This window comes from Bradyrhizobium sp. P3_C3, assembly GCF_056402655.1.
In genome coordinates this window covers 22,975-47,552 of record NZ_JBFUGY010000029.1, presented here as the reverse complement: position 1 = coordinate 47,552, position 24,578 = coordinate 22,975, and the positions used below count along the sequence as shown (strand labels likewise).

At 65.2% G+C, this 24,578-nt stretch carries 30 protein-coding genes; 18 read left to right on the top strand and 12 right to left on the bottom strand.

The window, feature by feature from the left end; genetic code table 11:
* Positions 1-76 precede the first annotated feature (76 nt).
* Positions 77-295 carry a cysteine-rich CWC family protein gene (locus AC1DW2_RS28340; protein ID WP_085399301.1) on the top strand — a complete coding sequence of 73 codons (219 nt, stop codon included), beginning with the start codon at positions 77-79 and terminating at the stop codon, positions 293-295.
* Between the two features lie 173 nt (positions 296-468).
* On the opposite strand, the gene AC1DW2_RS28335 is transcribed toward AC1DW2_RS28340, so the two are convergent.
* From AC1DW2_RS28335 to AC1DW2_RS28325, 3 genes are all read right to left on the bottom strand, one after another.
* Positions 469-1,164, bottom strand: coding sequence for a glutathione S-transferase family protein (locus tag AC1DW2_RS28335; protein ID WP_477007674.1), 696 nt, complete (start codon positions 1,162-1,164; stop codon positions 469-471).
* Positions 1,165-1,349: 185 nt separating this feature from the next.
* Positions 1,350-1,580 carry a hypothetical protein gene (locus AC1DW2_RS28330; RefSeq protein ID WP_085399300.1) on the bottom strand — a complete coding sequence of 77 codons (231 nt, stop codon included), beginning with the start codon at positions 1,578-1,580 and terminating at the stop codon, positions 1,350-1,352.
* The gene (locus tag AC1DW2_RS28325; protein WP_477007673.1) at positions 1,577-2,356 is read right to left on the bottom strand and encodes a TSUP family transporter; all 780 of its coding nucleotides are present in this window, start codon (positions 2,354-2,356) and stop codon (positions 1,577-1,579) included. The genes AC1DW2_RS28330 and AC1DW2_RS28325 overlap by 4 nt, the downstream gene beginning before the upstream one ends.
* A gap of 307 nt (positions 2,357-2,663) precedes the next feature.
* Here AC1DW2_RS28325 and AC1DW2_RS28320 point away from each other — a divergent pair, with 307 nt between their 5' ends.
* The 4 genes from AC1DW2_RS28320 (at position 2,664) to AC1DW2_RS28305 (ending at position 5,219) form a co-directional block, all read left to right on the top strand.
* A complete protein-coding gene (locus AC1DW2_RS28320) occupies positions 2,664-3,581 on the top strand; it encodes a LysR substrate-binding domain-containing protein (RefSeq protein ID WP_063985542.1) in 918 nt (305 codons plus the stop codon).
* A gap of 124 nt (positions 3,582-3,705) precedes the next feature.
* Positions 3,706-3,933 carry a hypothetical protein gene (locus tag AC1DW2_RS28315; RefSeq protein ID WP_071909573.1) on the top strand — a complete coding sequence of 76 codons (228 nt, stop codon included), beginning with the start codon at positions 3,706-3,708 and terminating at the stop codon, positions 3,931-3,933.
* A 54-nt stretch (positions 3,934-3,987) separates the two neighbouring features.
* Positions 3,988-4,218, top strand: coding sequence for a hypothetical protein (locus tag AC1DW2_RS28310; protein ID WP_063985544.1), 231 nt, complete (start codon positions 3,988-3,990; stop codon positions 4,216-4,218).
* 194 nt (positions 4,219-4,412) lie between these two features.
* Positions 4,413-5,219 carry an HAD family hydrolase gene (locus tag AC1DW2_RS28305; RefSeq protein ID WP_135216025.1) on the top strand — a complete coding sequence of 269 codons (807 nt, stop codon included), beginning with the start codon at positions 4,413-4,415 and terminating at the stop codon, positions 5,217-5,219.
* A 15-nt stretch (positions 5,220-5,234) separates the two neighbouring features.
* On the opposite strand, the gene AC1DW2_RS28300 is transcribed toward AC1DW2_RS28305, so the two are convergent.
* Positions 5,235-6,791 (bottom strand): gluzincin family metallopeptidase, encoded by a 1,557-nt coding sequence (locus tag AC1DW2_RS28300; protein WP_135216024.1) that lies wholly within the window; start codon positions 6,789-6,791, stop codon positions 5,235-5,237.
* Between the two features lie 245 nt (positions 6,792-7,036).
* On the opposite strand from AC1DW2_RS28300, the gene uvrB reads away from it, so the two are divergent.
* The gene (gene uvrB / locus AC1DW2_RS28295; RefSeq protein ID WP_477007672.1) at positions 7,037-9,991 is read left to right on the top strand and encodes an excinuclease ABC subunit UvrB; all 2,955 of its coding nucleotides are present in this window, start codon (positions 7,037-7,039) and stop codon (positions 9,989-9,991) included.
* A 97-nt stretch (positions 9,992-10,088) separates the two neighbouring features.
* On the opposite strand, the gene AC1DW2_RS28290 is transcribed toward uvrB, so the two are convergent.
* The gene (locus AC1DW2_RS28290) at positions 10,089-10,325 is read right to left on the bottom strand and encodes a hypothetical protein (protein ID WP_477007671.1); all 237 of its coding nucleotides are present in this window, start codon (positions 10,323-10,325) and stop codon (positions 10,089-10,091) included.
* Between the two features lie 293 nt (positions 10,326-10,618).
* Here AC1DW2_RS28290 and AC1DW2_RS28285 point away from each other — a divergent pair, with 293 nt between their 5' ends.
* The 5 genes from AC1DW2_RS28285 (at position 10,619) to AC1DW2_RS28265 (ending at position 14,140) form a co-directional block, all read left to right on the top strand.
* Positions 10,619-11,071 (top strand): nuclear transport factor 2 family protein, encoded by a 453-nt coding sequence (locus tag AC1DW2_RS28285; RefSeq protein ID WP_477007670.1) that lies wholly within the window; start codon positions 10,619-10,621, stop codon positions 11,069-11,071.
* A gap of 200 nt (positions 11,072-11,271) precedes the next feature.
* Entirely contained in the window at positions 11,272-11,712 is a 441-nt protein-coding gene (locus tag AC1DW2_RS28280; RefSeq protein WP_477007669.1) for a nuclear transport factor 2 family protein, read from the top strand.
* A 383-nt stretch (positions 11,713-12,095) separates the two neighbouring features.
* Complete coding sequence (locus AC1DW2_RS28275) at positions 12,096-13,019, top strand: hypothetical protein (RefSeq protein WP_477007668.1); 924 nt, start codon at positions 12,096-12,098, stop codon at positions 13,017-13,019.
* Positions 13,020-13,233: 214 nt separating this feature from the next.
* Entirely contained in the window at positions 13,234-13,656 is a 423-nt protein-coding gene (locus tag AC1DW2_RS28270) for a hypothetical protein (RefSeq protein WP_071909569.1), read from the top strand.
* A 346-nt stretch (positions 13,657-14,002) separates the two neighbouring features.
* On the top strand, positions 14,003-14,140 hold the full coding sequence (locus AC1DW2_RS28265; RefSeq protein WP_014492018.1) for a hypothetical protein: 138 nt from the start codon (positions 14,003-14,005) through the stop codon (positions 14,138-14,140).
* Positions 14,141-14,182: 42 nt separating this feature from the next.
* Here the strand turns inward: AC1DW2_RS28265 and AC1DW2_RS28260 are convergent, their stop codons facing one another.
* From AC1DW2_RS28260 to AC1DW2_RS28250, 3 genes are all read right to left on the bottom strand, one after another.
* Entirely contained in the window at positions 14,183-14,329 is a 147-nt protein-coding gene (locus AC1DW2_RS28260; RefSeq protein ID WP_166103493.1) for a hypothetical protein, read from the bottom strand.
* 199 nt (positions 14,330-14,528) lie between these two features.
* Positions 14,529-15,008: a MaoC family dehydratase gene (locus AC1DW2_RS28255; RefSeq protein ID WP_477007667.1), complete on the bottom strand. Its 480-nt coding sequence runs from the start codon at positions 15,006-15,008 to the stop codon at positions 14,529-14,531.
* Positions 15,008-15,460: a MaoC family dehydratase gene (locus AC1DW2_RS28250; RefSeq protein ID WP_259256186.1), complete on the bottom strand. Its 453-nt coding sequence runs from the start codon at positions 15,458-15,460 to the stop codon at positions 15,008-15,010. The genes AC1DW2_RS28255 and AC1DW2_RS28250 overlap by 1 nt, the downstream gene beginning before the upstream one ends.
* Before the next feature lie 156 nt (positions 15,461-15,616).
* Here AC1DW2_RS28250 and AC1DW2_RS28245 point away from each other — a divergent pair, with 156 nt between their 5' ends.
* A complete protein-coding gene (locus AC1DW2_RS28245) occupies positions 15,617-15,913 on the top strand; it encodes a DUF4282 domain-containing protein (RefSeq protein WP_063985551.1) in 297 nt (98 codons plus the stop codon).
* A 160-nt stretch (positions 15,914-16,073) separates the two neighbouring features.
* Here the strand turns inward: AC1DW2_RS28245 and ychF are convergent, their stop codons facing one another.
* From ychF to AC1DW2_RS28225, 4 genes are all read right to left on the bottom strand, one after another.
* Positions 16,074-17,171 (bottom strand): redox-regulated ATPase YchF, encoded by a 1,098-nt coding sequence (gene ychF / locus AC1DW2_RS28240; RefSeq protein WP_028151572.1) that lies wholly within the window; start codon positions 17,169-17,171, stop codon positions 16,074-16,076.
* A gap of 54 nt (positions 17,172-17,225) precedes the next feature.
* Positions 17,226-17,831 (bottom strand): aminoacyl-tRNA hydrolase, encoded by a 606-nt coding sequence (pth, locus tag AC1DW2_RS28235; protein ID WP_166344647.1) that lies wholly within the window; start codon positions 17,829-17,831, stop codon positions 17,226-17,228.
* Between the two features lie 58 nt (positions 17,832-17,889).
* The gene (locus AC1DW2_RS28230) at positions 17,890-18,606 is read right to left on the bottom strand and encodes a 50S ribosomal protein L25/general stress protein Ctc (protein ID WP_477007666.1); all 717 of its coding nucleotides are present in this window, start codon (positions 18,604-18,606) and stop codon (positions 17,890-17,892) included.
* Positions 18,607-18,804: 198 nt separating this feature from the next.
* Positions 18,805-19,065 carry an accessory factor UbiK family protein gene (locus tag AC1DW2_RS28225; RefSeq protein WP_071909564.1) on the bottom strand — a complete coding sequence of 87 codons (261 nt, stop codon included), beginning with the start codon at positions 19,063-19,065 and terminating at the stop codon, positions 18,805-18,807.
* 167 nt (positions 19,066-19,232) lie between these two features.
* Here AC1DW2_RS28225 and AC1DW2_RS28220 point away from each other — a divergent pair, with 167 nt between their 5' ends.
* The 6 genes from AC1DW2_RS28220 to AC1DW2_RS28195 all read left to right on the top strand — a co-directional run bounded on the left by AC1DW2_RS28220 (position 19,233) and on the right by AC1DW2_RS28195 (position 24,469).
* A complete protein-coding gene (locus tag AC1DW2_RS28220) occupies positions 19,233-19,964 on the top strand; it encodes a dienelactone hydrolase family protein (protein ID WP_477007665.1) in 732 nt (243 codons plus the stop codon).
* Between the two features lie 14 nt (positions 19,965-19,978).
* Positions 19,979-20,824, top strand: coding sequence for a prolipoprotein diacylglyceryl transferase (gene lgt, locus AC1DW2_RS28215; RefSeq protein ID WP_477007664.1), 846 nt, complete (start codon positions 19,979-19,981; stop codon positions 20,822-20,824).
* Positions 20,825-20,845: 21 nt separating this feature from the next.
* Positions 20,846-21,964 carry a class I SAM-dependent methyltransferase gene (locus AC1DW2_RS28210; protein WP_477007663.1) on the top strand — a complete coding sequence of 373 codons (1,119 nt, stop codon included), beginning with the start codon at positions 20,846-20,848 and terminating at the stop codon, positions 21,962-21,964.
* A complete protein-coding gene (gene pgeF, locus AC1DW2_RS28205; protein WP_477007662.1) occupies positions 21,961-22,728 on the top strand; it encodes a peptidoglycan editing factor PgeF in 768 nt (255 codons plus the stop codon). Before AC1DW2_RS28210 ends, pgeF begins: the two co-directional genes overlap by 4 nt.
* Positions 22,729-22,800: 72 nt before the next feature.
* Positions 22,801-23,733: a MerR family transcriptional regulator gene (locus AC1DW2_RS28200; protein WP_477007661.1), complete on the top strand. Its 933-nt coding sequence runs from the start codon at positions 22,801-22,803 to the stop codon at positions 23,731-23,733.
* 121 nt (positions 23,734-23,854) lie between these two features.
* On the top strand, positions 23,855-24,469 hold the full coding sequence (locus tag AC1DW2_RS28195; RefSeq protein WP_208084535.1) for a hypothetical protein: 615 nt from the start codon (positions 23,855-23,857) through the stop codon (positions 24,467-24,469).
* Positions 24,470-24,578 lie beyond the last annotated feature (109 nt).

Below are 24,578 nucleotides of genomic sequence, written 5' to 3'. Positions count from 1 at the left end.
CTGAGCGCAACGCCTAATATACCGTAGCGGGAGATGAACCCGGCATGAAAATGACGGCGAAGCCTTTGGGCAAATCATGACAAATCCGAAAGAATTTCCCTCCGAATTTCCCTTGCCGGAACCGCGCCGCCTCGCCTGCTCCCGTTGCGGCACCGAATTCGGCTGCGATCTCTCGGGCACCTGCTGGTGCGCGGAGGAAACGGCGCGCCTGCCGATGCCGGTCAAGGGCGAGGATTGTTTGTGCCGGGAGTGTCTGAGGAAGGCGGCGGCGGAGGCGGTGAGCGCGGCTCGTTAAGCGTGAGAGGATCGCCACAACCTCGGTGTCGTCCCTGCGGACGCAGGGACCCATAACCACAGGAAGGCGTTTGGCGAAGACTCGTCGTTCGGTATGCGACCATCCGCAACATTCAGATCACGCGGTATGGGTCCCCTGCGTTCGCAGGGACGACGGTGTCGAGAGAGCCTGCCTTACACCGCGTGCCCCGGCGACTTCCGCGCCATGCCGTCGAACGCGTCGAGCAGTTTTTCGCGCCACGCATAGACGGGATCATCCACTTCCAGCAGCCTGAACGGGCTCACCACACGCGCCCATTGAAAACCGCTGAACACGATATAGTCGGCATAGTTCGGCGCGCTGCCGCCGAGATAGGCCTGCGTCTTGAACGTCTGCCGCATTACTTCGAGCGACTTGCGGAACGCGACGACGCCGGTCTCGCGGCTCGCCTGGACCTCTTCCAGGGGCTTGCCGAACCGCGCCTCACGCGACTGGCGGAAATAGGCGGCGTCGACCTGGCCGAGGTTTTTCGGGATGTCGGCGACGATCAGCAGAGAGAGGCCGCCGACGATGGCGATGTCGCCCCAGGCATTGAGCATGCGCGCCATGGCGCGGCCGCCCTCGCCGCCGAACAGCGACGGCTGGTCTGGAAAATTGTCTTCGAGATAGTTCGCGATCGCCCAGGAATCGATCACGGGCTTGTCATGATGCAGGAGCACCGGGACCTTCTCCGAGCCGTGCGGCGAAATCGCGCCCTTCTCGGTGAAGCGCCAGGGCAGCGATTCCGCCGACAGCCCCTTGTGCGCCAGCGCCATCCGCGTGCGCCAGCAATATGGGCTGAACGGGCGCGCGGCATCGGTACCGACGAGTTCGAAGAGCTTGAGCGACATGAAAGGCCTTCCCTGCCAGAGCCTCATCCTGAGGAGCGCGGAACGCGCGTCTCGAAGGATGAAGGCCCGATCTCGGCCTCGCCCTTCGAGACGCGCGCAAGATGCGCGCTCCTCAGGGTGAGGGTCTCCCATTCTGGATTGCTTCGCTTGCGCTCGCAATGACGATGTGGCGGCGGAGGTGTGTGTCAACGCCCGTTCGTGCGCAGCAACTTCTCGCCGTCCGTCGTCACCGCGATGATCAGCCCCACGCCTGCAATCGTTTCGCGGGTGACGTAGCCGCGCTCGGCGGCGTCTTCCCAGATCGTGAGACGCGGGCATGAGGTCTTCCAGGTCGCGATCACCTCGGCATAGGCGCGCGGCTCGCGCGCGATCCATTCGACGAAGTCCAGCACCAGCGGGTCGGCCATCTCGCTCATTGCAAACCTCCCTTGTCGAAAGCCGCCAGCACCGGGGTACGAAGCAGGAGCCAGCCGCCATAGGCGATGTAGTAGCAAGCGATGGTGGTGATCAGCTTGTTCGACCAGGCCACGAATTGCTGGTCGGTCATGGCTTCGAGGATGCGCCGCGCCAGCGTGGTGCCGAGCATAGAGGCTGCGATCGCGACGCCGGCGAGCACGGGATCGAGGCTCGCGGCCTGGTCGATGATGCCGCCGAAATAGACGAGCTTGGTGAAATGGCTGACGAGCTGGCACATCGCCTTCGTCGCCACCTTCTCGCGCCGGCCGAAATCGCCGCCGAGGAAGAAGGTGTCGAGCAACGGGCCGGACACGCCGGTCATCAGCATCAAGCCCATGCAGATCGTGCCATAGACGGTGCCCTGCCAGAGACGGTCGGGATCCGGCTTGATGTTCGACGGCAGCAGCCGCGCCATGAACGGGGTGATGCCGAGCAGCAGCAGCGCCATCGGCTTGTCCGGCACATAGCGGGTGAGCGACCAGGCCGCGAGCGCGACGGCAGCGCCGACCATGTAGTTCGCGACCGGCCGCCAGCGGATATGCGCGCGCCACAGGAACGCGCGCCAGCCGTTCGAGGCCATCTGCGTGATCGCATGCAGCACCATCGCGGTCGGCAGCGGCATCAGCGCCAGCAGCACGCCGATCAGGATCAGCCCGCCCGCCATGCCGAACAGCCCCGACAGGAACGCGGTGGCGACCATCAGCAATCCAAGGGCAGCGATCATGATGGGCGTCACGAGAGATTCTCCTGCAAGCACGTAAGAGACGAAGGCTGCATCACTCCCTCGCCCAGCTTGCGGGGAGAGGGTGGGGTGAGGGGGAGTCTCCGCAAGGAAGGTGGCAGAGAGACTCGCGGAGAGTCCCCCTCACCCCGAATTTGCTCTCGCAAACTCCGGCCTCTCCCCGCGTGCGGGGAGAGGCGAAGAACGCGGCGGCGGCCCCGAAACACAACTTGGAATTACTCTCATTCTTGTGCCTCGCTTGCCCCGGCTGCGCAAACTGAGTTATCTTGGCCTTGCATCAGCTTTCCTGAGGGTGGGTCATTTGCGGCGGCTGCTGTTTCTCAACGGCATCAAGGCATTCGAGGCGGCGGCGCGGACCGGCAGTTTTGCGGCGGCCGGGCTCGAGCTCAGCGTGTCGGCGGCGGCCGTCAGCCGCATGGTGCATCTGCTGGAGGAACGTCTTGGCGTCGCGCTGTTCGAGCGCAAGGCCAACAAGCTCGTGCTGACGCAGGCAGGCCGCGCCTATCAAGGCGGGCTGACGCCGATCTTCGACGCGCTGGCAAGCCTCACCGCGCAGGTGACGGCGCCCTCCAGCGTCCGCGTGCTCACCATCGGCGTCGGCCACACCTTTGCGATGCGCTGGCTGATCCCGCGCCTGTCGGAGTTTCGCAGCGAGGAGCCCGACATCGAGGTGCGCTTCACCACCGGTGGTGCCGAGGTCCCATTCGGCGAGGACTGGAGCTGCGGCATCAAGCTCGGCACCGGCGACTGGCCCGGCCTGGTCGCCGAGCCGCTATTCGCCGGCGACCTCACGCCGGTCTGCGTGCCTCGCCTCGCCACCGGCCTGAAGCGGCCCGCCGACCTCAAAGGGCCAGGCCTGATCCGCGTCACGCATTCGCCGGAGGATTGGCCGATCTGGCTCAAGGCGGCGAACCTCACCCGCATCAACGCGCGCGGACCGGAATTCCAGTTCTACGGCCAGGCGCTCCAGGCCGCCGCCGACGGCCTCGGCATCGCCATGGGCATCCGGCCCTATATCGACGACGATCTCGCCGCCGGCCGGCTGGTCGCGCCGTTCGATCTCTCGGTTCCCAAGGGCATGCGCTGGTACCTGCTGTATCGCAGTTTTCAGACCGAGCAGCGCGACTTCGCCGCGTTCCGGCGCTGGATCATGCGGGCGGCCTCGGAGCCCGCCGCACGCCCCGCCAGGCGGATCGGCCGCGCCGCGCCGCGGAACTGACGCCCGTTCCACGAGGCCCTGGGCAAAAAAGCCGGCCGCTTGTGAATGGCTTCACATACTGAACCCGCCAAACGTGGTCCCCTGACCCTTCAACAAGACACTTACGGAACATTTGGGGACTACAATGACGACCATCTACGACGGCTTTGACATCGAATCCTTCGAGGCCGGCAAAGGCCTCTGGCATGCCCGCATCCGCCGCGCCGATCTCAGCCCCCTCGCCATCGACGGCGTGCTGTTTCCGGCCATGGAAGTCGGTTTCGCCTGGCCGGATCAGAACGCGGCGATCGCCGATGCCAAGCACCACATCGACCGCTTCCGCCGGCGGGCCGACGACCACGACGACGAATAAGCGCGGGACTCCAAGCGAACCAAGGGACAGCGCAGCATAAAGGGGGAACCGGTCATGTCAGTCATCGAATTCGAAGACACGCCGCGGCCGAGAATCTATGCCCGCAATGTGCTGTCGAAATGTCCCGAATGCGATGGCGATCTCGCGGTGCTTCGCGTGATCGGCGGCCGCGCCGGGTGCGAGTACTGGACCATGCGCTGCACCGATTGCGGCGGGATCCATCTCGACATCCTCGAGCCGCACCGGGCGAGCAACGACGACGAGGCCCCGCCGCCGGCGGCGTAAGGCGCGACCGGCGATCCGGTCGCACGCTCGCAATCGCAATTCCATCCGGCCCCTGCAACTGCTATGCTGGCGCAGCAACCGCGCGCGCAGGCGAGGCATGACGGATGATCAAGGCTCTGCTGCTCGATCTCGGCGATACACTGATCGACTCCGCCAATGAAAAACCGTTTCCCGGCGTCGAGGACGCGCTCGGCGTGATCGAGACCTTCGAGACGGCGGACCACGCGCCGCTGGTCGTGTGCCTGGTCTCGGACTACACGATGCCTGAACCGCGGACATCACGGGCGATCGCTGCGACCTTTGCCGAATACCTTGAGTTGCTCGACAGGACCGGCCTGCGGCGCTTCTTCGAACCGGTCGAGGAACGCGTGACGCTGTCGACCCATGCCGGCGCGAGAAAGCCCGATGCCTTGGTGTTCGAGACAGCCTTTAAGCGCGCCGGTGTCGATGGCGGCTTGAATCAGGCGCTGTTCATCACGGAAAATGCCGAGCATATAGCGGCCTGCCGCAAACTTGGGATGAAGACCCTGCGATATGGCACCGATTTCACATCCTGGTCGCAGGCCCCCTTGCTGATCTCGCAGGACATTGGCGCCGCCGGTTTCAAGAACAGCGAAGCGGTGTTCAGACCCGCTTTGGCCGACCGTGGCCTGAAGCTTCAATCCATCGAGGACCTCAGCCCGAACAAGCTCCGCGGCACTGCACGCAATCTGGTGCAGCTGCATTCGCCCGACCTCGGCAGCTTCAACGACGTGCATGTTGAGTTGCCGGTGGAGGTCGCGGCGAGCCTCGATTCGGCCGGTCGCATCACCACGGTGCACTCGACGCCTCGTCCTGACGACGTGGCCGAGGCCATTCTGAATGTGCAGTCGCTCGCGGCCAACAAGCAGATCGCCGACGGTCCGCCCGATCCCGCATCGCCCGTGCTGCCGACCTATCGGGTGGAAACGGATTCTGAGGGGCGGCGCATTCTGCGCCGCCGCCGCTTGACGGCCTTTTGACCGCAGACCGCCGCCTCAAATGCAGCAGCCGCACAGGAAGCGGATGCGGGTCAGCACCTTTTTGCCGCCGACCGTGCGGATGACGTGGGTGCGAATATTGTTCGACGACGCATCGTCGGCCGCGGCGGCGGCCACCAGCCCTTTCTTCTTCGCCGTCTTTGCGGCCGCCTTCGGCTTGCCGTCGAGCTCGATGCGACCGTTCCTGAGCAGCGTCTCGACGAAGGCGCCGACCTCGTCCTCCGTGCGATTGTGCTCTGGCAACGCGCCGAGCACCGCCGCACGGGCGCCGGAGCGGCCGATCAGAACCGGCTCCGCCGCGAAGGCGACCACGCCGCGAAGTCTGGTGTCGATATCGCCGAGCGGGACTTCGCGCCGATGCACCGCTTCCGCCACGCCCTCCCCGAGCATGGCGAGCGGGCGGATCGCGAATCTGGCGCCCTTCGCGCCGATCCGCTCGCGCAGATCCGAGAGCGTGCTCGGCGCGATCGTGGCGCTCGCCTTCAGGATCTTGGGTGGCGGCCCCGCCAACGCCGCCGTCGGCGCGGTCATGGCGGCGCTGCCGAGCATGATGTCGTGATCGGAGAACGCCTTGCCGATGATCTCGCGATTGGCGCCGTTGTTGATCTGGCCGTCGGCCTTGACCATGGCCCGGCCCACGGACTGAAAATATCGCGCCGTCTCCGGCGTCTGCCGCACCGCTTCGACCAACAGCCTGCCGCAGGTCTGCGCGGCGGTCAGCAGCGCCGCCTCGCTGCCGGCGCCGCTCGCCGCGAACACGCCGCGGAGCGTGTCATAGAATGCGCCGGTGAAGACGCGGCTGAAATTGTGGCTCTCGCGCGTGAGCAATTCGGGCGGATCTTCGAACTTGCCGGCCGGCAAGGTGCTGGGCAGCTGCCATTTGAACGTATTCAGCGCCCGCCGCGGCTTCGAGGGGTTGACGTTGCCGAACTGCTTGAGAATGGCGGCCGACAGATATTCGGAACTCGCCTCGACGAAATTCGGCTGGGACAGGTCGGGCGTGATCTGAAGCAGCTTGATCCGCGTCGCCTGGTCCGACAGCGCGGTCAGCAGGGCAACCACGTCGCCGAACGCTTCGTGAAACGCTCCGACCTCAGGTAGCGGGCTGTTGAACAGCTCCGGCCGCTGGGAATCGAGCAGGGCGTGGCCGACCTCATGGCTGACCGTGTCGGTGCTGGCCGCGGAGAAGGTGGTTGTGGTGCCGTCGTTGAAGTCGAAGAACCGAACACCTTGCGTGTCGTAATAGGCATTCAACCGCCGGGGGCCGACCGTTTCACCGTCATTGTAGGTCAGGCTGATGTCGATGCGAGGCCCTTGCGACCATCTGGCGAGGTTGCCGGCATAGGTCTCCCAGGCCTCCACAGCGGCGAGCGCCGCTTCCCGGCTCTGCCAGAACAGAAAGTCCCGCTGATTGACACCGAACGGGGCCTCGGCCGCGTGAGCCTCATAGTTGAAATTTGCACGCCCGGCCGGACGGTCGGGCCGCGCGTCCTGCTGCCGTTGCGGCATGTCGGTCACGGCATTGGGGTCGTTCGGGATGAAATTGATTGTCATGGAATCTACCCGCTGTTGAGGCGACTGGCCGCGCCTGCGGCCGAAAGCGCCGCCGAGATGCATGAAAATGGTCAGATCATCGCGCAATAAACACTACCTAAAGTAGCGCCATCGCCGTCCGACGCAACGACAAATTTGTCGCGTCGGGGCGATCATGGCTCCTGCTGCCAACCTGCTGTCAGCAGCCTGAGCACGGAAGGGCATTCGCCCTTTTCTGAAGCGCTGACTCGTCCCATATTCGGGGCATGGCGAAGAAACCTGCTCCCCCGAAATCCCCCAAATCCAAAGCCCCGAACTCCAAGGCACATCGGCCTGATGTGCAACCGATCGGGCCGGCGTTGGCCGAGTTGCTCAATCCCGCGATCAATCGCGGCGATGCCGGGCTGGGATCGGGCACCGGGCTGCAGCCGCCGCCGGACAATTCGCGCGACCGCCGCGCCGGGGGCGAGGCTGCCGCCCATCGCGCACGCGCCTCGACGCCAAAGGAGTTTCCGCAGGATAATGCCAAGCCGCTGCGGCCGAATCCGCAGCCGCCGGGCGCGCGCGCCTCGGAGAGCGGCGGTTTCGATGAAGCGCCGCAGGCCAATTACGGCACCGCGGCCACGATCCCGACGCTCGATCCGGAACTGGCGCGGCAGCTCGGACTTCCCACCGAAGAGGACGATGCCGAAGCGCTGGCGCGTCCGCCACGTACCAAGATGGAGGCGCTCGGCGTCAAGGCGACCGCCGACGCGCTGGAATCGCTGATCCGCGAGGGCCGGCCGGAGTTCCGCAGGGACGACGGCTCCACCAAGGTGTGGACGCCGCACCGCCCGCCGCGCCCGGAAAAGTCCGAAGGCGGCGTGCGCTTCGAGATCAAATCGCCGTACCAGCCGCGCGGCGACCAGCCGACCGCGATCGCCGAGCTGGTCGAAGGCATCCAGCGCAACGACCGCTCGCAGGTGCTGCTCGGCGTCACCGGCTCCGGCAAGACCTACACCATGGCCAAGGTGATCGAGGCGACGCAGCGGCCCGCCATCATCCTGGCGCCGAACAAGACGCTCGCCGCCCAGCTCTACGGCGAGTTCAGGAGCTTCTTCCCCGACAACGCGGTCGAGTATTTCGTCAGCTATTACGACTACTACCAGCCGGAGGCCTACGTCCCTCGCACGGACACCTACATCGAAAAGGATTCTTCGATCAACGAGCAGATCGACCGCATGCGCCACTCGGCGACGCGCGCGCTGCTCGAACGCGACGACGTCATCATCGTGGCGTCGGTGTCCTGCATCTACGGTATCGGCTCGGTCGAGACCTACACCGCGATGACCTTCGCGCTGAAGAAGGGCGAGCGCATCGACCAGCGCCAGCTCATCGCCGACCTCGTTGCCCTCCAGTACAAGCGCACCCAGGCCGATTTCACCCGCGGCACGTTTCGCGTGCGCGGCGACGTCATCGACATCTTCCCGGCGCACTACGAAGACCGGGCCTGGCGTGTGAACCTGTTCGGCGACACCATCGAGACCATCGAGGAGTTCGATCCGCTCACCGGCCACAAGCAGGACGAGCTCGAATTCATCAAGATGTACGCCAACTCGCACTATGTGACGCCGCGCCCGACGCTGGTGCAGGCGATCAAGTCGATCAAATCGGAGCTGAAGCAGCGGCTCGACCAGCTCCACGACCAGGGCCGTCTGCTGGAAGCGCAGCGGCTGGAGCAGCGCACCACCTTCGATCTCGAGATGATGGAGGCGACCGGAAGCTGCGCCGGCATCGAGAACTATTCGCGCTATCTCACCGGGCGCCTGCCCGGCGAGCCGCCGCCGACGCTGTTCGAATACGTCCCCGACAATGCGCTGGTGTTCGCCGACGAGAGCCACGTCACCGTGCCGCAGATCGGCGGCATGTTCCGTGGCGACTTCCGCCGCAAGGCGACGCTGGCCGAATACGGCTTCCGCCTGCCCTCCTGCATGGACAACCGCCCGCTCCGCTTCGAGGAATGGGACATGATGCGGCCACAGACGGTCGCGGTGTCGGCGACGCCGAGCGGCTGGGAGCTGAACGAAAGCGGCGGCGTGTTCGTCGAGCAGGTCATTCGCCCGACGGGCCTGATCGATCCGCCCGTCAACATCCGCCCGGCCCGCACCCAGGTCGACGATCTCGTCGGCGAGGTGCGCGCCACCGCGCAGGCCGGCTATCGCTCGCTGATCACCGTGCTGACCAAGCGCATGGCGGAGGACCTCACCGAATATCTGCATGAGCAGGGTATTCGCGTTCGCTACATGCACTCCGATATCGACACCATCGAGCGTATCGAGATCATCAGGGACCTCCGTCTCGGCGCCTTCGACGCGCTGGTCGGCATCAACCTCTTGCGCGAAGGCCTCGACATTCCCGAATGCGCACTGGTCGCGATTCTGGACGCCGACAAGGAAGGCTTTTTGCGCAGTGAAACGTCCTTGATTCAGACCATCGGCCGCGCCGCGCGCAACGTCGACGGCAAGGTGATCCTCTATGCCGACCAGATGACGGGCTCGATGGAGCGCGCCATCGCGGAAACCAATCGGCGCCGCGAAAAGCAGGTCGAGTACAACACCGCCAACGGCATCACGCCGGAGAGCGTGAAGAAGCAGATCGGCGACATCCTCAACTCCGTCTACGAGCGCGACCACGTGCTGGTCGAGGTCGGCGGCCACGACATGACCGACGACGTCATCTCGATTGGCCACAATTTTGAAGCCGTGCTCGCCGATCTCGAAACCCGCATGCGCGAGGCCGCCGCCGATCTGAACTTCGAGGAAGCCGCCCGCCTGCGCGACGAAGTCAAGCGCCTGCGCGCCACCGAGCTCGCGGTGGTCGACGACCCCACCGTCAAGCAGCGCACCGTGCAGGGCAAGGCCGGCGCCTACGCCGGCACCAAGAAGTACGGCGACGCCGCCAACCTCCCCGTCAGCGCCATGAAGAAGAAAACCGTGAGCTCGGCGTTGAAAGCGAGCGGCGGCGGCAGCGGCTCGAAGGTGCACAAGCCGCATCTCGATGAGATGCACGGGCCGGAGTCGTTGCCCTATCGCGAAAACCCGAGCCTGCCGGCAAAGCCGTTCGGCAGCACGAGCCGGATCATCCAGCCGACGGACTCAAGGCAGTCGGGGCCGGAGTTCGGACCGGCGCCGAAGTCGACGGGCGGGCAGCCGGGACGGCGCGGGGGGTGGAAGAAGAGGTAGGCGGCGGAGTATCGTCCGCGCTTGTCGTGGTTATGGATTCCGGGCTCGCGCTTCGCGCGCCCCGGAATGACGAGGGAGCATGTGGTGCCGTTCGCGCCTACAACTTCCCCTGCCCGTTCACCTGACCCTGCTGTTGCTGCTGCTTTTCCTGCTCCTTGGCGTGATGCCTGCCGTAGAGGCAGCCGGCGGCGGCGCCCAGGACGCCGTGATGACCGGCATAGTGGCCGGCGACGCCGCCGACGACCGCGCCCTTGATGCAGCCCTTGGCGTTGGCGGCGGAGGTCGCGCCCAGCAACAGCAGTGCTGCGGCGACGGTGAGAAGCGGGGATTTCATGATCGATGTCTCCGGATCAGTTTCGGCGTCTCAACGAGCACCGATGGGCGCGGGTTCCCGTGTGCCGGGCGTAGCGGGACGCGCCCGCCGGCATGCACGCGGCGTCATGCGGGGCGCGAAAACCCGCTCGAATTCTTGCAGGCGGCCACGAACGCAATCGGTAATTGCATTTGATGAACCGGGCCTTGCATCGGCGCGTCATATGATCCGGACACCTTTGTTTTTGCGGATTGATGGACCCGCAGAGCGCGCATTGGCGTTTGCAATCGACACCCCACGAGGGCGGAAGCGGCATGACGGTTGAATCGCTGAACAGGCAACGCGTGCTGCATCTGCTGGACAGCTTTGCGCGCGGCGATATCGAGGCCGCGCTGTCGTGCTGCACCGACGACGTCGACTTTCTCACCCACGCGCCGATCGACGTGCTGCCGCACATGGTGCCGCGCCACGGCAAGCAGGAGCTGCGCGAGCTGTGGCAGACTGTCTGGTCGCGCTATTCCGAAATCCGCTACAAGGCGCCGCACATCCTCGCCGAGGGCGACGAGGTCGCGACCTACATGCACACCTACTTCAAGAAGCGCAGCAACGATCGCGTCGTGCAGTTCGACATGGCCGTGTTCTACAGCTTCCGGGGCGGACTGGTGGCACAGATCCGCGAGATCATCGATTCCTACGATCTGGTGCAGCAGGTGCTGGAGCGGGAGATCGGGCCGCTGATCGTGGGCGCGCGGGTGGACGAGAGGTGAAGCAGAGACCGGAAGATTACGGGGTTCTGTTGTAAATCTCACAAACCCGCATCAATTGTGCATTGCGAAAACGTGAATTGCGTTTTGGCCGAAATCGCCTATTTTATTTGTATACGAATGAGTTGAGCGGCCCCCGCACCTTTTCTGTGCATGGGGTTGCTTTCCGTTTTTTCTGCAAGCCAGCTTCAGGACGCCCCCAAATGACAGAGCACAGCCTCTGGCGTTTCTCGCGCGCGTTGCATCGCGCGGTGAACGACCGGGATTTCAGGGACATCGAGGCCCTGATCGACGAGGACGTCGAGTGGGCGATCTACGGCCCGATCGACATGTTTCCGTTCCTCGGCGCGCGCCAGGGCCGGGACGCCGTGCTCGACGTCATCCGCCAGCTCGCCGACAATTTCCACGTCCGCCGCTTCGACCGCGAGAGCATCATGCTCGGCGTGGATTCCGCCGCCTCGATGCTGCGCTATTCGCTGACCGCGCTGGATTCCGACAAGCCGATCAGCTTGCGGGTCGCGCAGTTCGCCCAGTTCAAGGCGGGCAAGCTGATCAGCATGCGCGTGCTGGTCGACACCTTCGATCTGGTTGAACAGGCACTCGGCCGCGCCATTCATCTGCCGAAGATGACCCGCGTCGGCTGAGGGGGACGCCAACGGGCCCCGCTTGCCGGGACCGATGATTGATGCTCGCCCGACCCGCGTCCTGGCCTCCAGCCCCGCCGGATGCCGTCGTGGCGAAGCTCGTCATCGGGCGCGCGCCTTTCGCGCGGCCCGTTGGTTCGCCATTCCAGTGGTTTGAGCATGATCTCCGCGCAAACGCGTTCCGCGTTTGTCGCGAGGGAAAACCGCTGCACACTTTGCGCCGGCGCGGCCCTTCGGGTCCGGATCATGCTCTGGCCGAGGCGAGCCGCCACAATTTCGCAACGATAGATCACCATGTGTTGAGCGGACGGAATGGCGCATGGTCATCACCGAAGGCCGCATTATAGTGGCGGCAGGCATGCGCTGGGCTCGCGGGCAGGACGATGGAATTCTCGACAGGTTTTGGCTGGACCAGGCTGCCGGTGCTGGCGGCCGCATTCGTTTTGGGCTCGGTTCTGACGGTCTCGGCGCAGATCATCCCGCCCTTCTCGGCGGCTGCGCCTGACGACGAGGCCGAGACCGAAGCCACAGAGACCGCCGCAGCCCCCGACGTCAACGACCCCGACATTTTAAAGGGCATCGACGTCGACAAGCTCGACTGGAGTCAACTCGCGATCGACGCCGGCACCGGCAACGACGTCATGGCCGCCAAGAAGCGCGCCCAGGCCGCCGCCAAGGACGGCCTGAACTGGTCGTCGAACGCGAACGCCAACGGCTCCTCCGCGGTGACGGTGAAGCAGTCGGTCTCCTCGTTCTGGGACGCCCGCATCGGCGCCGACATGACGGTGACGAGCGAGCCGCGGACGATGTCCGAGCTGCTGGCGCAGAAAGCCACCAATGGCGGCAGCCTGCCGCAATCCTCCGGCAGCGCCTGGGCGGCGGCGACCGCGCCGGGCGCCGGCTCGATCTGGGACAAGACCGCGGTGGAAGCCCGCGTCGATCCCGGCGCCGAGCAGAGCAAGATCGGGGCGTCGCTGATCAAGTCGGTGCCGCTGTCGAGCGACACGTCGCTGACGCTCCAGAACGGCTACAGCGTCAACCAGCAGGGCACCACCGCGGTGCCCGGCATCGGCGGCCACATCACGCGCAATTACGAGACCGAGCAGAGCGCCAAGGTCACCCTCACCGACACCGGCACCAGCATCACTGCCGGCCAGTCGCTGTCGACCACCGACGACAAATGGCTGCGCAAGGTCGGCGCCGAGCAAAAGCTGTTCGACAACGTCACCGTCTCCGGCTCGGTCGGCGAGACCTCGCAGGGCGCGATCAACAAGAGCCTGACGGCGGGCTTCAAGAAAAGCTGGTAGCAGTCCAGCGCCCCCTCTGCCATCATCCCGGGATAGGTTCGTTTTCCCAGCAGTTCAGACTCTCGTAACCATACGCCACGGCAAAGCCCCCGAATCGTCCGCCCTTGCCGTATCTCCGCCAAGTTGCGGTCAAAATCCGACGCCCTAGTCGGATGACCGAACTCGTCGTGCGGGGGACACTCGCGCTGCGCTCAACGCGAACAGGGGAATAACGATGAACGCCATGCGTCCGGAAAAGACCGAACCCACCGAGACCGAGACGGTCGACACCAACCTCGCCGCAGTGACGGAAGTCGAAGCCGGCATCCGCGACTTCGTCCGCAACGACATCGCCTATCTGCGCCGGCCGGCATCGGGGACCACCGACACGCCGCCGCTCGATCCGAGCGCGGAAGCCACCGTCACCAACGTCAACTCGCTGATCCAGCGCGTCGCCGGCACCTCGCTCGCCGAGATCGAGAACCTGATCTCCGAGCTCGAGAGCCTGCGCGACCTGCTCCATGCCGAAGGCCAGCGCGTCCAGCGCGAGATCTCCGGCTATGCCCAGCTCAGCCAGGCCGCGATGAAGTCGACCCGCATGATCGCCGACAACGTCGCGCAGTGGAAGCGCGCCGCCGACGGCCTGCGCAACAGCTGATCACTCGCGTCAAGCATCACCGGCCGCCGCGTCCCGCAAGGGGCGCGGCGGTTTTGATTCTGGGGGAGTTGGGTGCGCACAAGCTCCCCACAATAGGTGTCATCGCCCGACTTGCCGCCTTCGCTAAGGCTACGCCGGGGCACAAGCTCGCCCGGCCGCCGAAGCTTCAGCGAAGGCGGCAAGCCGGGGCATGACAGCGGAGGGTGTGGCTGCGAAAGATTGGGGCAGTAGACATGCGTTCACACAGTCAATGCAGCCGACCCGGTTCACTTTGAACCCACCGCCCCTCCCCGCCGACCAATGCCAAGCGCCCGCAGCCTTGCGGCCGGGCCTGGGGACATTTCAGATGGAAAGCATTCGGCCCGACAACACGGACCCTATACCGCTGCGGCCCGCGCCGAACCAGTTCGGCACGATCATGCTGCGCTTCGTCGGATTGCTGGCGGTCGCGATCGCGGTGCTGGCGTTCGTCTATAGCCGCTGACGGCGGAGGCCGGACATCCGGCCCCGAAGAGTTAACGAGCCCTTAACGGCTCGCGTCGACCGTCGAGGCTTCCAGGGTGTAGCCGCCATCGGCATAGCCCTTCACCACCATGCCGGCGACCAGCATCACTGCCAGCGTCGCGGTCGCAAAGATGAATCCCACCAGCTTGAGTGCGCCGCGGTCTGCCATGGTCCTCGTCCCCTGTTCTCTGCCCAATTCGTTTCAATTAGACAGCGACAGGTTCATAATTGGTTAGCAACTCGATGGTTCCGCCAACTGCTTCGCGGGTCATCATGTTGAGCAGGCTTATGGCAGCCGCCCGGAATCGCGTCCATAGCGCGCGGGCAACACTCGCGCACACATTTAGACCGTTCATCTTGGAACAGGTCTAACCGCCCTTCCGCATCGGCACGAAGGCGCTGGCGGTGATGGAATAGACCTCCTCGCCGCGCTGGTTGGTGCCGGTGGTGCGGGCCGTCAGAATGCCCCAGCCGGGGCGCGAGGCGGAGCTGCGCTTGTCGATGACTTCGTTGACGTAGGCGACGGTGTCGCCGGCGAGCACCGGCCTGATCCAGCGCAGGTCGCGAAAGCCCGGCGATGGCCCCCACACCGCGACCTCCTCGCCGCGCGAAGCGGCCTCACGCGCCAGGCGCTGGCCATCCGCGACAAGCAGGCTCATGCAGGCCGAGCCGACGTGCCAACCGGAAGCTGCGAGCCCGCCGAACAGCGAGTTCTCGCCTTCCTTCTCGTCGAGGTGGAAGCGCTGCGGATCGAACTTTCCGGCGAACGTCTTGATGGACTCCGCGGTGAACGTGTAGGCGCCGATCTCGCGCCGGTGGCCGATCTCGATCTCCTCGAAGAAGGGCATCAGACTGCTCCCTCGAGCCGCTTGATCAGGATCGGCGAGGTCATCTCGCACAGCGCCTCGCCCTTGGCGTTGCGCACCGTGCATTTGAACTTGACGATGCCGAGCTCCGGCCGGCTCTTCGAGGCGCGCGCCTCCAGCACGTCGACGTCGAGCATGAGATCGTCGCCGGGCCGCAAGGGTGACAGCCAACGCACCTCGTCGACGCCGGGCGAGCCGAGCGAAGCGGCGCGTGTGATGAAGCCATCGGCCATCATCCGCATCATCAGCGAGCAGAGGTGCCAGCCCGAGCCGGACAGGCCGCGCAGCATGCTCTTGGCCGCGGCCTCCTCATCGAGGTGCATCGGCTGCGGATCGAACTCGGCGGCGAAAGCCAAGATCTCGTCGCGGGTGACATGGCGCGGGCCGAATGTTCCGAACCGGCCGGGCGGGAAATCTTCGAAGGTCAGGGTCATCTCGGGAATGCTTTGAGGGAATGACAGATTGTGGCCGCACTTTGCGGCAATCTCAACCCGCCGGCCCGCATGGCTCGTGCTACATATGGGGTGTCGGCGTTGGTCTTGAGTCGGATCAACCGGCAGGCCGAGGCCCGATTTGCCCTGGGGAGAGCAATGTTTTCATTCAGCGACCTGTTTCAATGGGACCGATTCATAACCCCTACGATCATCAAGACCTTCTACTGGCTGGTGATCGCACTGATCTGCCTATTCGGCCTTTCCGGAATCTTCTCCGGTCTCGCGACGATGGCGATCAGCCCGTTCGGCGGCTTCCTGGTGCTGCTGTCATCGATCGCGAGCATCGTTGTCGGCATCGTGTTCTCGCGCATCGCCGCGGAGCTGATCCTGATCGTCTTCCGCATCAACGAGCATCTCGGCGCGATCCGCGACCAGGGCGGCGGGGCGCGGTGAGGCGGCCGCAGGTGCCGTAGGGTGGGCAAAGGCGCAAAGCGCCGTGCCCACCATCCTTCCGCGATTTGAGAGAGACGTGGTGGGCACGCTTCCGCCTTCGCTCTTCGAGCTACGGCGGACAAGTCGCTTTGCCCACCCTACAGCACCGCTCTTTCGCGTCTTACGTATTGAACCTGAAGTGCATCACGTCGCCGTCGGCGACGACGTATTCCTTGCCTTCGAGACGCAGCTTGCCGGCATCGCGGGCGCCGGCTTCGCCGTTCAGCGCGACATAGTCCTCATACGCAATCGTCTCGGCGCGGATAAAACCCTTCTCGAAGTCGGTGTGGATCACGCCGGCCGCCCCCGGCGCCTTGGTGCCGCGATAGATGGTCCAGGCACGCGCTTCCTTCGGGCCCACCGTGAAATAGGTGATGAGGTCGAGCAGGGTGTAGCCGGCGCGGATCAGGCGATCGAGGCCGGCTTCTTCGAGACCCAGCGTCTCCAGGAAGTCGGCGCGTTCCTCGCGTGAAATGGTGGCGATCTCGGATTCGATCTTGGCGGAGATGACGACGGCAACGGCGCCTTCCTTGGCCGCCTGCTCCTCCACCGCCTTGGAGAACGAATTGCCCGTGGCAGCCGAGCCTTCCTCGACGTTGCAGACGTAGAGCACGGGCTTGGACGACAGCAGGCCGAGCATCCCGAAGGCGCGCTCCTCCTCCGCCTTGCGCTCGACGAGGCGGGCGGGCTTGCCCTCGCGCAGCAGCACCAGCGTGCGGTTGACGAGGTCGAGCTGCTCCTTGGCGTCCTTGTCGTTGCCCTTGGCTTTCTTCGTGAGGTTGTCGACGCGCTTCTCGAGGCTGTCGAGGTCGGCGAGCATCAGCTCGGTCTCGATGGTCTCGATGTCGGCGAGCGGGGCGATCTTGCCCTCGACATGCGTGATGTCGGAATCCTCGAAGCAGCGCACGACATGCGCGATGGCGTCGACCTCGCGGATGTTGGCGAGGAACTGGTTGCCGAGGCCTTCACCCTTGGAAGCGCCGCGCACGAGGCCAGCGATGTCGACGAAGGTCAGCCGGGTCGGGATGATCTGCGCCGATTTGGCGATGGCCGAGAGCTTGTCGAGCCGCGGATCGGGCACGGCGACTTCGCCGACATTCGGCTCGATGGTGCAGAACGGATAGTTCGCGGCCTGCGCCGCGGCCGTCTCGGTCAGCGCATTGAACAAGGTCGACTTGCCGACATTGGGCAACCCGACGATCCCGCATTTAAATCCCATGGTCGTCCTCTATCCGTATTCGTCATGGCCGGGCCTGACGGAGAAAACGGCGCCCTATTCCTTGCCGTTCTCGTCCTTGGTCAAAAAGCCCTTCGCCTGCATGGCGAGATGCACCCTGTTGGCGAAGGTCGCGTCCGTGCCTTTGGCAACCAGTGCCGCGTGCTCGGCCACCGCCTCGCACAGCGTCGCCACCCAGTCGTTGTCGGCCTTCGCGAAGTCCGACAGCACGTGGCCGTGCACCAGTTCCTTGACGCCGGGATGACCGATGCCGAGCCGGACCCGGCGATAGTCGTTGCCGATGTGCGCCGAGATCGAGCGCAGGCCGTTGTGGCCGGCGATGCCGCCGCCGATCTTCACCCGCACCTTGCCCGGCGGCAGTTCGAGCTCGTCGTGGAACACGGTGACGTCGCCGGGCGCGATCTTGAAGAAGCTTGCCGCCTCCTGAACGCTGCGGCCGGAGTCATTCATGTAGGTCGTCGGCTTGAGCAGGATGATGCGCTCAGTGCCGAGCGCACCTTCCGAGGTCTCGCCCTGAAACCTGCGGCGCCATGGCGCAAAGCCATGACGCCGCGCGATCTCGTCGACGGCCATGAAGCCGACATTGTGCCGGTTACGTGCGTATTTAGCGCCGGGATTGCCGAGCCCAACAAAGAGTCGCATGACGCGGCGCGCCCCTCGCTCGGCGCGCGATCAAGGACCGCGCGCCAGCTTTGAGAGATTACTTCTTCTTGTCGCCGCCGGCGGGAGCCTTGGCAGCCGCAGCCGGAGCAGCAGCACCCGCAGCCGGAGCCGCAGCGCCAGCCGCCGGAGCAGCCGCAGCAGCGCCCGGAGCTGCAGCCGCAGCCGCGGCCTTCTGCTCTTCGGCGTAGCCGGACGGCGGCACGATGGTGACGAGGGTCGCGTCCTCGCGGGTCAGCGCCTTCACGCCGGCCGGCAACTTGATGTCCGACAGATGGAGCGAGTGACCGATTTCGAGTGAGCCGACATCCGCCTCGATGAATTGCGGGATGCTCTCGACGCCGCATTCGAGCTCGATCGAATGCGCGACGATGTTGACGGCGCCGCCGCGCTTCACGCCGGGCGAACCTTCCGCTTTCACCACATGCAAGGGAACGCTGATGCGGATGGTGGCACCTTCGCCGAGACGCATGAAGTCGACATGGATCGGGAAATCCTTGACCGGATCAAGGTGATAGTCGCGCGGGATCACGCGGTGCTTCTTGCCCTCGATGTCGATGTCGACCAGCGTGGTCAGGAACCGGCCGGCGAGGATGCGCTGGCGCAGTTCACGATCGTCAACCGAGATCGGGAGCGGGGGTTGCTTGTTGCCATAGATCACTCCGGGCACTTTCCCGGCGCGACGCTCTGCCCGGGCGGCCCCCTTGCCGCTCTTCGGACGTGCGGTCGCCTTCAATTCCTTGACGGTCGTCGCCATAGTCTAAGTCCTTGTTTTTGCAAAAGTTAATGGGCCGCAGCGCGGCCCATGGTGCAGTTCGCAGCAAGCCTCCAGGGGTGCGGGGGCCGCGAACTTGGCGGGCTTTTACCCGGAAGATGCGGAAATGACAAGGAGAATGGCCCGCCCGGCGGGGTCCCCACCCTCCCCTGGAGGGGAGGGTAAGCGAGAGCGGCGGCCTTACGTCGGCGTTCCGCCGAACTTGGCCTCCAGCGCCACGATGCGCGCCTTCAGGGCCTCGTTCTCCTCGCGGGCGAGGCGGGCCATGTCCTTGACCGCCTCGAACTCCTCGCGCTTGACCAGGTCCATGTCGCGCAGGAATTTCTCGGCCTGGGTGCGCATCACGGTGTCGAACTCGCGCTTGACGCCCTGGGCGGCACCGGCGGCGTCGTTCATCAGGCGGCCGATCTCATCGAAAAACCGGTTGTTGGTCTGGGTCATGTCGGTCTCCTGGCGGCCTCAGATAAACTTTGCGCGAACGCGCGAAAAGACAATGGCAATCCGGGCGAAACGGTTCAAGGGCCGATCGGCGGTATCCTTGTCATGCCCCGGTTTCCTTGCAATCGTATTCAACGTCCCTGCATAACAAGAATCAGAAGGCGCACGAGATGATCGATCAGCAGATCGCGATTCCCACCAAGGACGGCCACACCGCAACCTTCATCACCCATCCCGAGCGCGGCGGGCCGTTTCCGGTCATCCTGTTCTACATGGATGCGCCGGCGATCCGCGAAGAGCTGCGCGACATGGCGCGCCGGCTCGCCACCTCGGGCTATTACGTGATGCTGCCGAACCTCTATTACCGCTCTGGCGTGATGGAGCTCGGCGCGCTGCCGGCCGATCCGAACGCGCCTGAGCGCAAGCGCATGTTCCAGCTCATGGCCTCGCTCAACATTCCCATGATCATGGAGGACACCAGGGCCCTGCTCACCTATGCCGAGGGCCAGACGGCTGCCAATACGAAAATCGTCGGCACCGTCGGTTATTGCATGAGCGGCCGCTACGCCGTCAACGCGGCCACGCACTTTGCCGACCGCGTCAAGGCCGCCGCCTCGATCTACGGAACGCATCTGGCGACCGACGAAGACAACAGCCCGCATCTCGCCGCCGGCAAGACCAGGGCCGAGCTCTATTTCGCCTGTGCCGAGACCGACATCTACGCGCCCGCCGAGGTCATCGAGAAGGTCAAGCAGGGCATGAGCGGTGCGAAAGCCGAGGTCGAGATCTATCCCGGCACGCATCACGGCTTCGCCTTCCCCAAGCGTCCGGTCTACGACCGCGACGCTGCCGAACGGCATTGGGAGCGGCTGCTGGCGCTCTATCGCCGCAATCTCGTTTAAGTCTAGAAGGCCTGATGCCCTTTCTGCTCATCGACTTTCCCGCCTTCAAGCCGATCGCGATCGAGATCGGTCCGTTCGCGATCCGCTGGTATGCGCTGGCCTATATCAGCGGCATCGTGTTCGGCTGGCTCTATGCGCGCTCGCTGCTGAAGACAGAGCGCCTGTGGGGCGGCCCCGCGCCGATGTCGCTGGTGCAGATCGACGACTTCATCCTGTGGGTCACGCTGGGCATCATTCTCGGCGGCCGCACCGGCTACGTGCTGTTCTACAATCTGCCCTTCTTCATCGATCACCCCGCCGCGATCTTCAAATTGTGGGAGGGCGGCATGTCCTTCCATGGCGGCTTCCTCGGCTGCGTCGTCGCGGTGATGTGGTTTGCCTATCGCAACCGCATCTCGATCCTGTCGCTGGGCGACATCACCACGGCAGTCGCCCCGGTCGGGCTGCTGCTCGGACGCATCGCCAATTTCATCAATGGCGAATTGTGGGGCCGCGCCACCGACCCCAGCCTGCCCTGGGCGATGATCTTCCCCAATGATCCGACGCAGCTGCCGCGCCATCCGAGCCAGCTCTATGAGGCCGGCATGGAGGGCATCCTGCTGTTCACCGTGCTCGCGATCATGATCCGTTTCGGCGCCCTGAAGCGGCCCGGCATGATCCTCGGCGCCTTCATCCTGATCTATGGCCTGACCCGCATCGCCGGCGAGCATTTTCGCGAGCCGGACGTCCAGCTCGGCTTCCTCTGGGGCGGATTAACCATGGGCATGCTGTTGTCGATCCCGATGCTTATTGTAGGCCTCATACTTATTGTATTGGCTATCAGGCGCGGCGCGCCGAAGCCCGCCGGGGCCATCAGTTAATTCCTTTCGAGAAGACAGACCGTGACCGAACAGCCGCTACTCAACGAGATCAAGGCGCTGATCAAATACTCAGGGCCCATGCCGGTCTGGCGGTACATGGAACTGTGCCTGATGCATCCGCGCTATGGCTATTACGTCTCGCGCGATCCGCTCGGGCGCGAAGGCGACTTCACCACCGCGCCCGAGGTCAGCCAGATGTTCGGCGAGCTCCTGGGGCTGTGGACCGCCTCGGTGTGGAAGCAGATGGGCTCGCCGCAATTCCTGCGGCTGATCGAGCTCGGCCCCGGCCGCGGCACCATGATGGCGGATGCGCTGCGCGCACTGCGCGTGCTGCCGCCGCTCTACCAGGCGCTTCACGTCCACATGGTCGAGGTCAATCCCGTGCTGCGCGAGCGGCAGAGTGCGACGCTGGCGGGTGTGCGCAACATCGCCTGGCACGACAGCATCGACGACGTGCCGGAAGGCCCGAGCATCATCCTCGCCAACGAATATTTCGACGTGCTGCCGATCCGCCAGATGGTGAAGCGCGAGAACGGCTGGCACGAGCGCGTGATCGAGATCGATCCCAACGGCAAGCTTCAATTCGGCGCGGCCGCCGACCCGACGCCGCGCTTCGACGTGCTGCTGCCGCCTCTGGTGCGCGCCGCCCCCGTCGGCGCCGTGTTCGAATGGCGGCCCGACGGCGAGATCATGAAGCTCGCCACGCGCGTGCGCGACCAGGACGGCGCGGCGCTGATCATCGACTACGGCCATCTGCGCAGCGATGCCGGCGACACCTTCCAGGCGATCGCGCGCCACACCTTCACCGATCCCCTGAAGGCGCCGGGCCAGGCCGACGTCACCGCCCATGTCGACTTCCAGGCCCTGGCGCGCGCAGCCGAGGATGTCGGCGCCCGTGTGCACGGCCCGGTGACGCAGGGTGATTTCCTCAAACGCGTCGGCATCGATACCCGCGCAGCCGCCCTGATGCAGAAGGCGACGCCTGAAGTCGCGACCGACATTTCGGTGGCGCTCAAGCGCCTGACCGATACCGGGCGCAGTGGCATGGGCTCGATGTTCAAGGTGCTCGGCATCTCCGAGCCGCGGCTGACCGGCATCGCCGGCCTCAGCGATCTCGAACGGGCCGGAGGCGCCTCATGACGCTTGCTTCGTCGCTGCTGTCGGCCGTGCCCGGCCTGCGCCACGCCTTCTTCACCCGCGAGGGCGGTGTCTCAGGCGGGATTTATTCGGCGCTCAATGGCGGGCTCGGCTCCAACGACGATCCGGCGCATGTCGCGGAGAACCGCCGCCGCATGGCCGAGCATGTCGGCGTCGCCCCGGAACGCTTCATCAGCCTGCACCAGATCCATTCGCCCGATGTCCTCGTTGCCGAAGCGCCGTGGCCGAGCGGGCCGCGGCCGAAGGGCGATGCGCTCGTGACCAGAACGCCCGGCATCGCGCTCGGCGTCTCCACCGCCGATTGCGGACCGGTGCTGTTCGTCGACCCCAACGCGCGCGTGATCGGCGGCGCCCATGCCGGCTGGAAGGGTGCGCTGACCGGCGTGCTGGATCAGACGATCTCGGCGATGGAGAAGCTCGGCGCCACGCGCAGCGGCATCGTCGCCGCGATCGGCCCCTTGATCCGTCAGGACAGCTACGAGGTCGGCAACGAGTTCGTGGCGCGCTTCATCGAGGCGGATGCGGACAACGCCATGTTCTTCATCCCGTCGGTGCGCGCCGGACACGCGATGTTCGACCTCGCCGGCTTCATCCGGAACCGGCTGGAAGCCGCCGGCATCCTGATGATCGACGATCTCGGTCTGGACACCTATGCCGACGAGCGCTTCTTCAGCTATCGCCGCTCGGTGCATCGCAAGGAGCCGGATTACGGCCGCCACATCCACGCGATCGCGCTCGAGGGGTAAGCTGGCCGTCGCTTCGTTCTTGCTTCAAAACGGCCTTGACTCTCCACCTGCTGGAAACCGCAGAAACGCGGAATGAAGCAACGCACCTACAGCATCGGCGAAGCGGCACGGCTCTGCGGCATCTCGGTCCGCAAGCTTCGCTTCTATTCGGACGAGGGATTGTTGCCGCCGGCAGACCGAACTGCGAGCGGCTACCGCGTCTTCACGGATAGCGAACTTGTCCGACTGGAGCTCATCCGCTGTCTCCGTGATGCCGGCCTTGGCCTGGATGCGATCCGGGAGGTCCTCTGCCAGGAGCTGTCGCTTGCCGAGGCTCTGAAGCTGCGGCTCGAAGCGCTGGAGGCGGAGATCGCCGCTCAGCGCCGCGTCGCCGCCGCGCTGCGGGCTGCGTTGCGTTCACCGCAACTCACCGAAGCCGATCTGAGGAGATTTTGGAGCATGACGCAACTGTCCCGCGTGGAACGACGCAACGTGGTTGAACGCTTTTTTGAAAGAGTGTCCGACGGCATCAACATCGATCAGGAATGGGTCCGCCAGATGGTGGAAGCGACCGTCCCGGAACTGCCCGACGCGCCAACGCCTGAGCAATGCGACGCATGGATCGAGCTTGCAGCGCTCCTGAGCGATCCCTCCTTCATCGCCAATATGCGAGCCAACGCCGGCGATGTCTGGGATCGCGAGGTCATCGATATGAAGGCCTGTCAGGAAGCAAGCGACGCCATCGTGCTCAGGGCGAAGCAAGCCATCGAACAGGGGCTTGAACCGTCATCCGCGCACGCCAATGAGCTGGCGCGGGATTGGCTCGAGATCTCGGCTCGCCTGATGAACCAGAAGCCCGACGCCGGCTTCCGTAACTGGATGCGCACGAAATATGTCCGGCACGATGCTCGCGCGAACCGCTATTGGGAACTGGTGGCCATCATGAGAGGGCAGTCTCCAGACGCCAGCCCAAACCGGGAATGGGTGTGGATCCAGGCTGCGATGCGCCATCATCTGGCAGCCTGAGCGAGCATGCACAGCGCGGCCGGGCCGCCCACCGGCCCCGGCCGCGATGCTCTCCAGAGGGCCGATGTAGCATTCCCGCCCTAGACGTTAATGCGTTTTAACGATATCGCTGCCCCCCATAATGAGGGACGCGTCATTCATCCTGGGCCGCGCGGGTTCGCGTGTGCTGGCGGTCATGCTGCTGGCGGCGGCGGTCGCGCTTGGCGGCTGCGCCGGCGGCGGCGGTGCCGCCAACTCCTATGCGATGGCGCCGAGTACCGGCTCAGGGGCGACCGTGGCCTTCGAATCGATCGACGGGCCGCCCCCGCAGGTGTTCGACCGCATGGTCGGCGTTCTCGACAGCGAATCCAAGCTGCGCAGCCTGTCCGTCGTCTCCCGCGAGGGGACGGCTGCCTATCGCGTGCGCAGTTACCTCTCCGCCCAAATCGTGCGCGGCAAGACCGTGATCGCCTGGGTCTGGGACGTCTACGACGCCAACCAGCAGCGGGCGCTGCGCCTCTCCGGCGAGGAACTGACCGCCGCCAAGGGCGGCCGCGATCCCTGGGGCGCCGCCGACGACCTGGTGCTGCGGAAGATCGCCCAGGCCGGATTCAGCGGACTTTCCAACATGATCAACGGAACCCCGGACGCGCCGGGCACTGTTCCCGGCTTGCGGGGACCGGCGGTGGCCAGCGTGATCCCGGAGGCTCCGGCGGCCGAGATGCCGGCCTCGGCGCTGGGCTATGCCGAGCGATAACCCCCGCGAAACCACGGCCCCAAGTTGCGGCCAAACCGTTGGCCCGACTCAGGATTTCGGAGGGAAAACGTAGCATGCCGGGTTGCCATTGCAGGCCCCGGCCTGATAT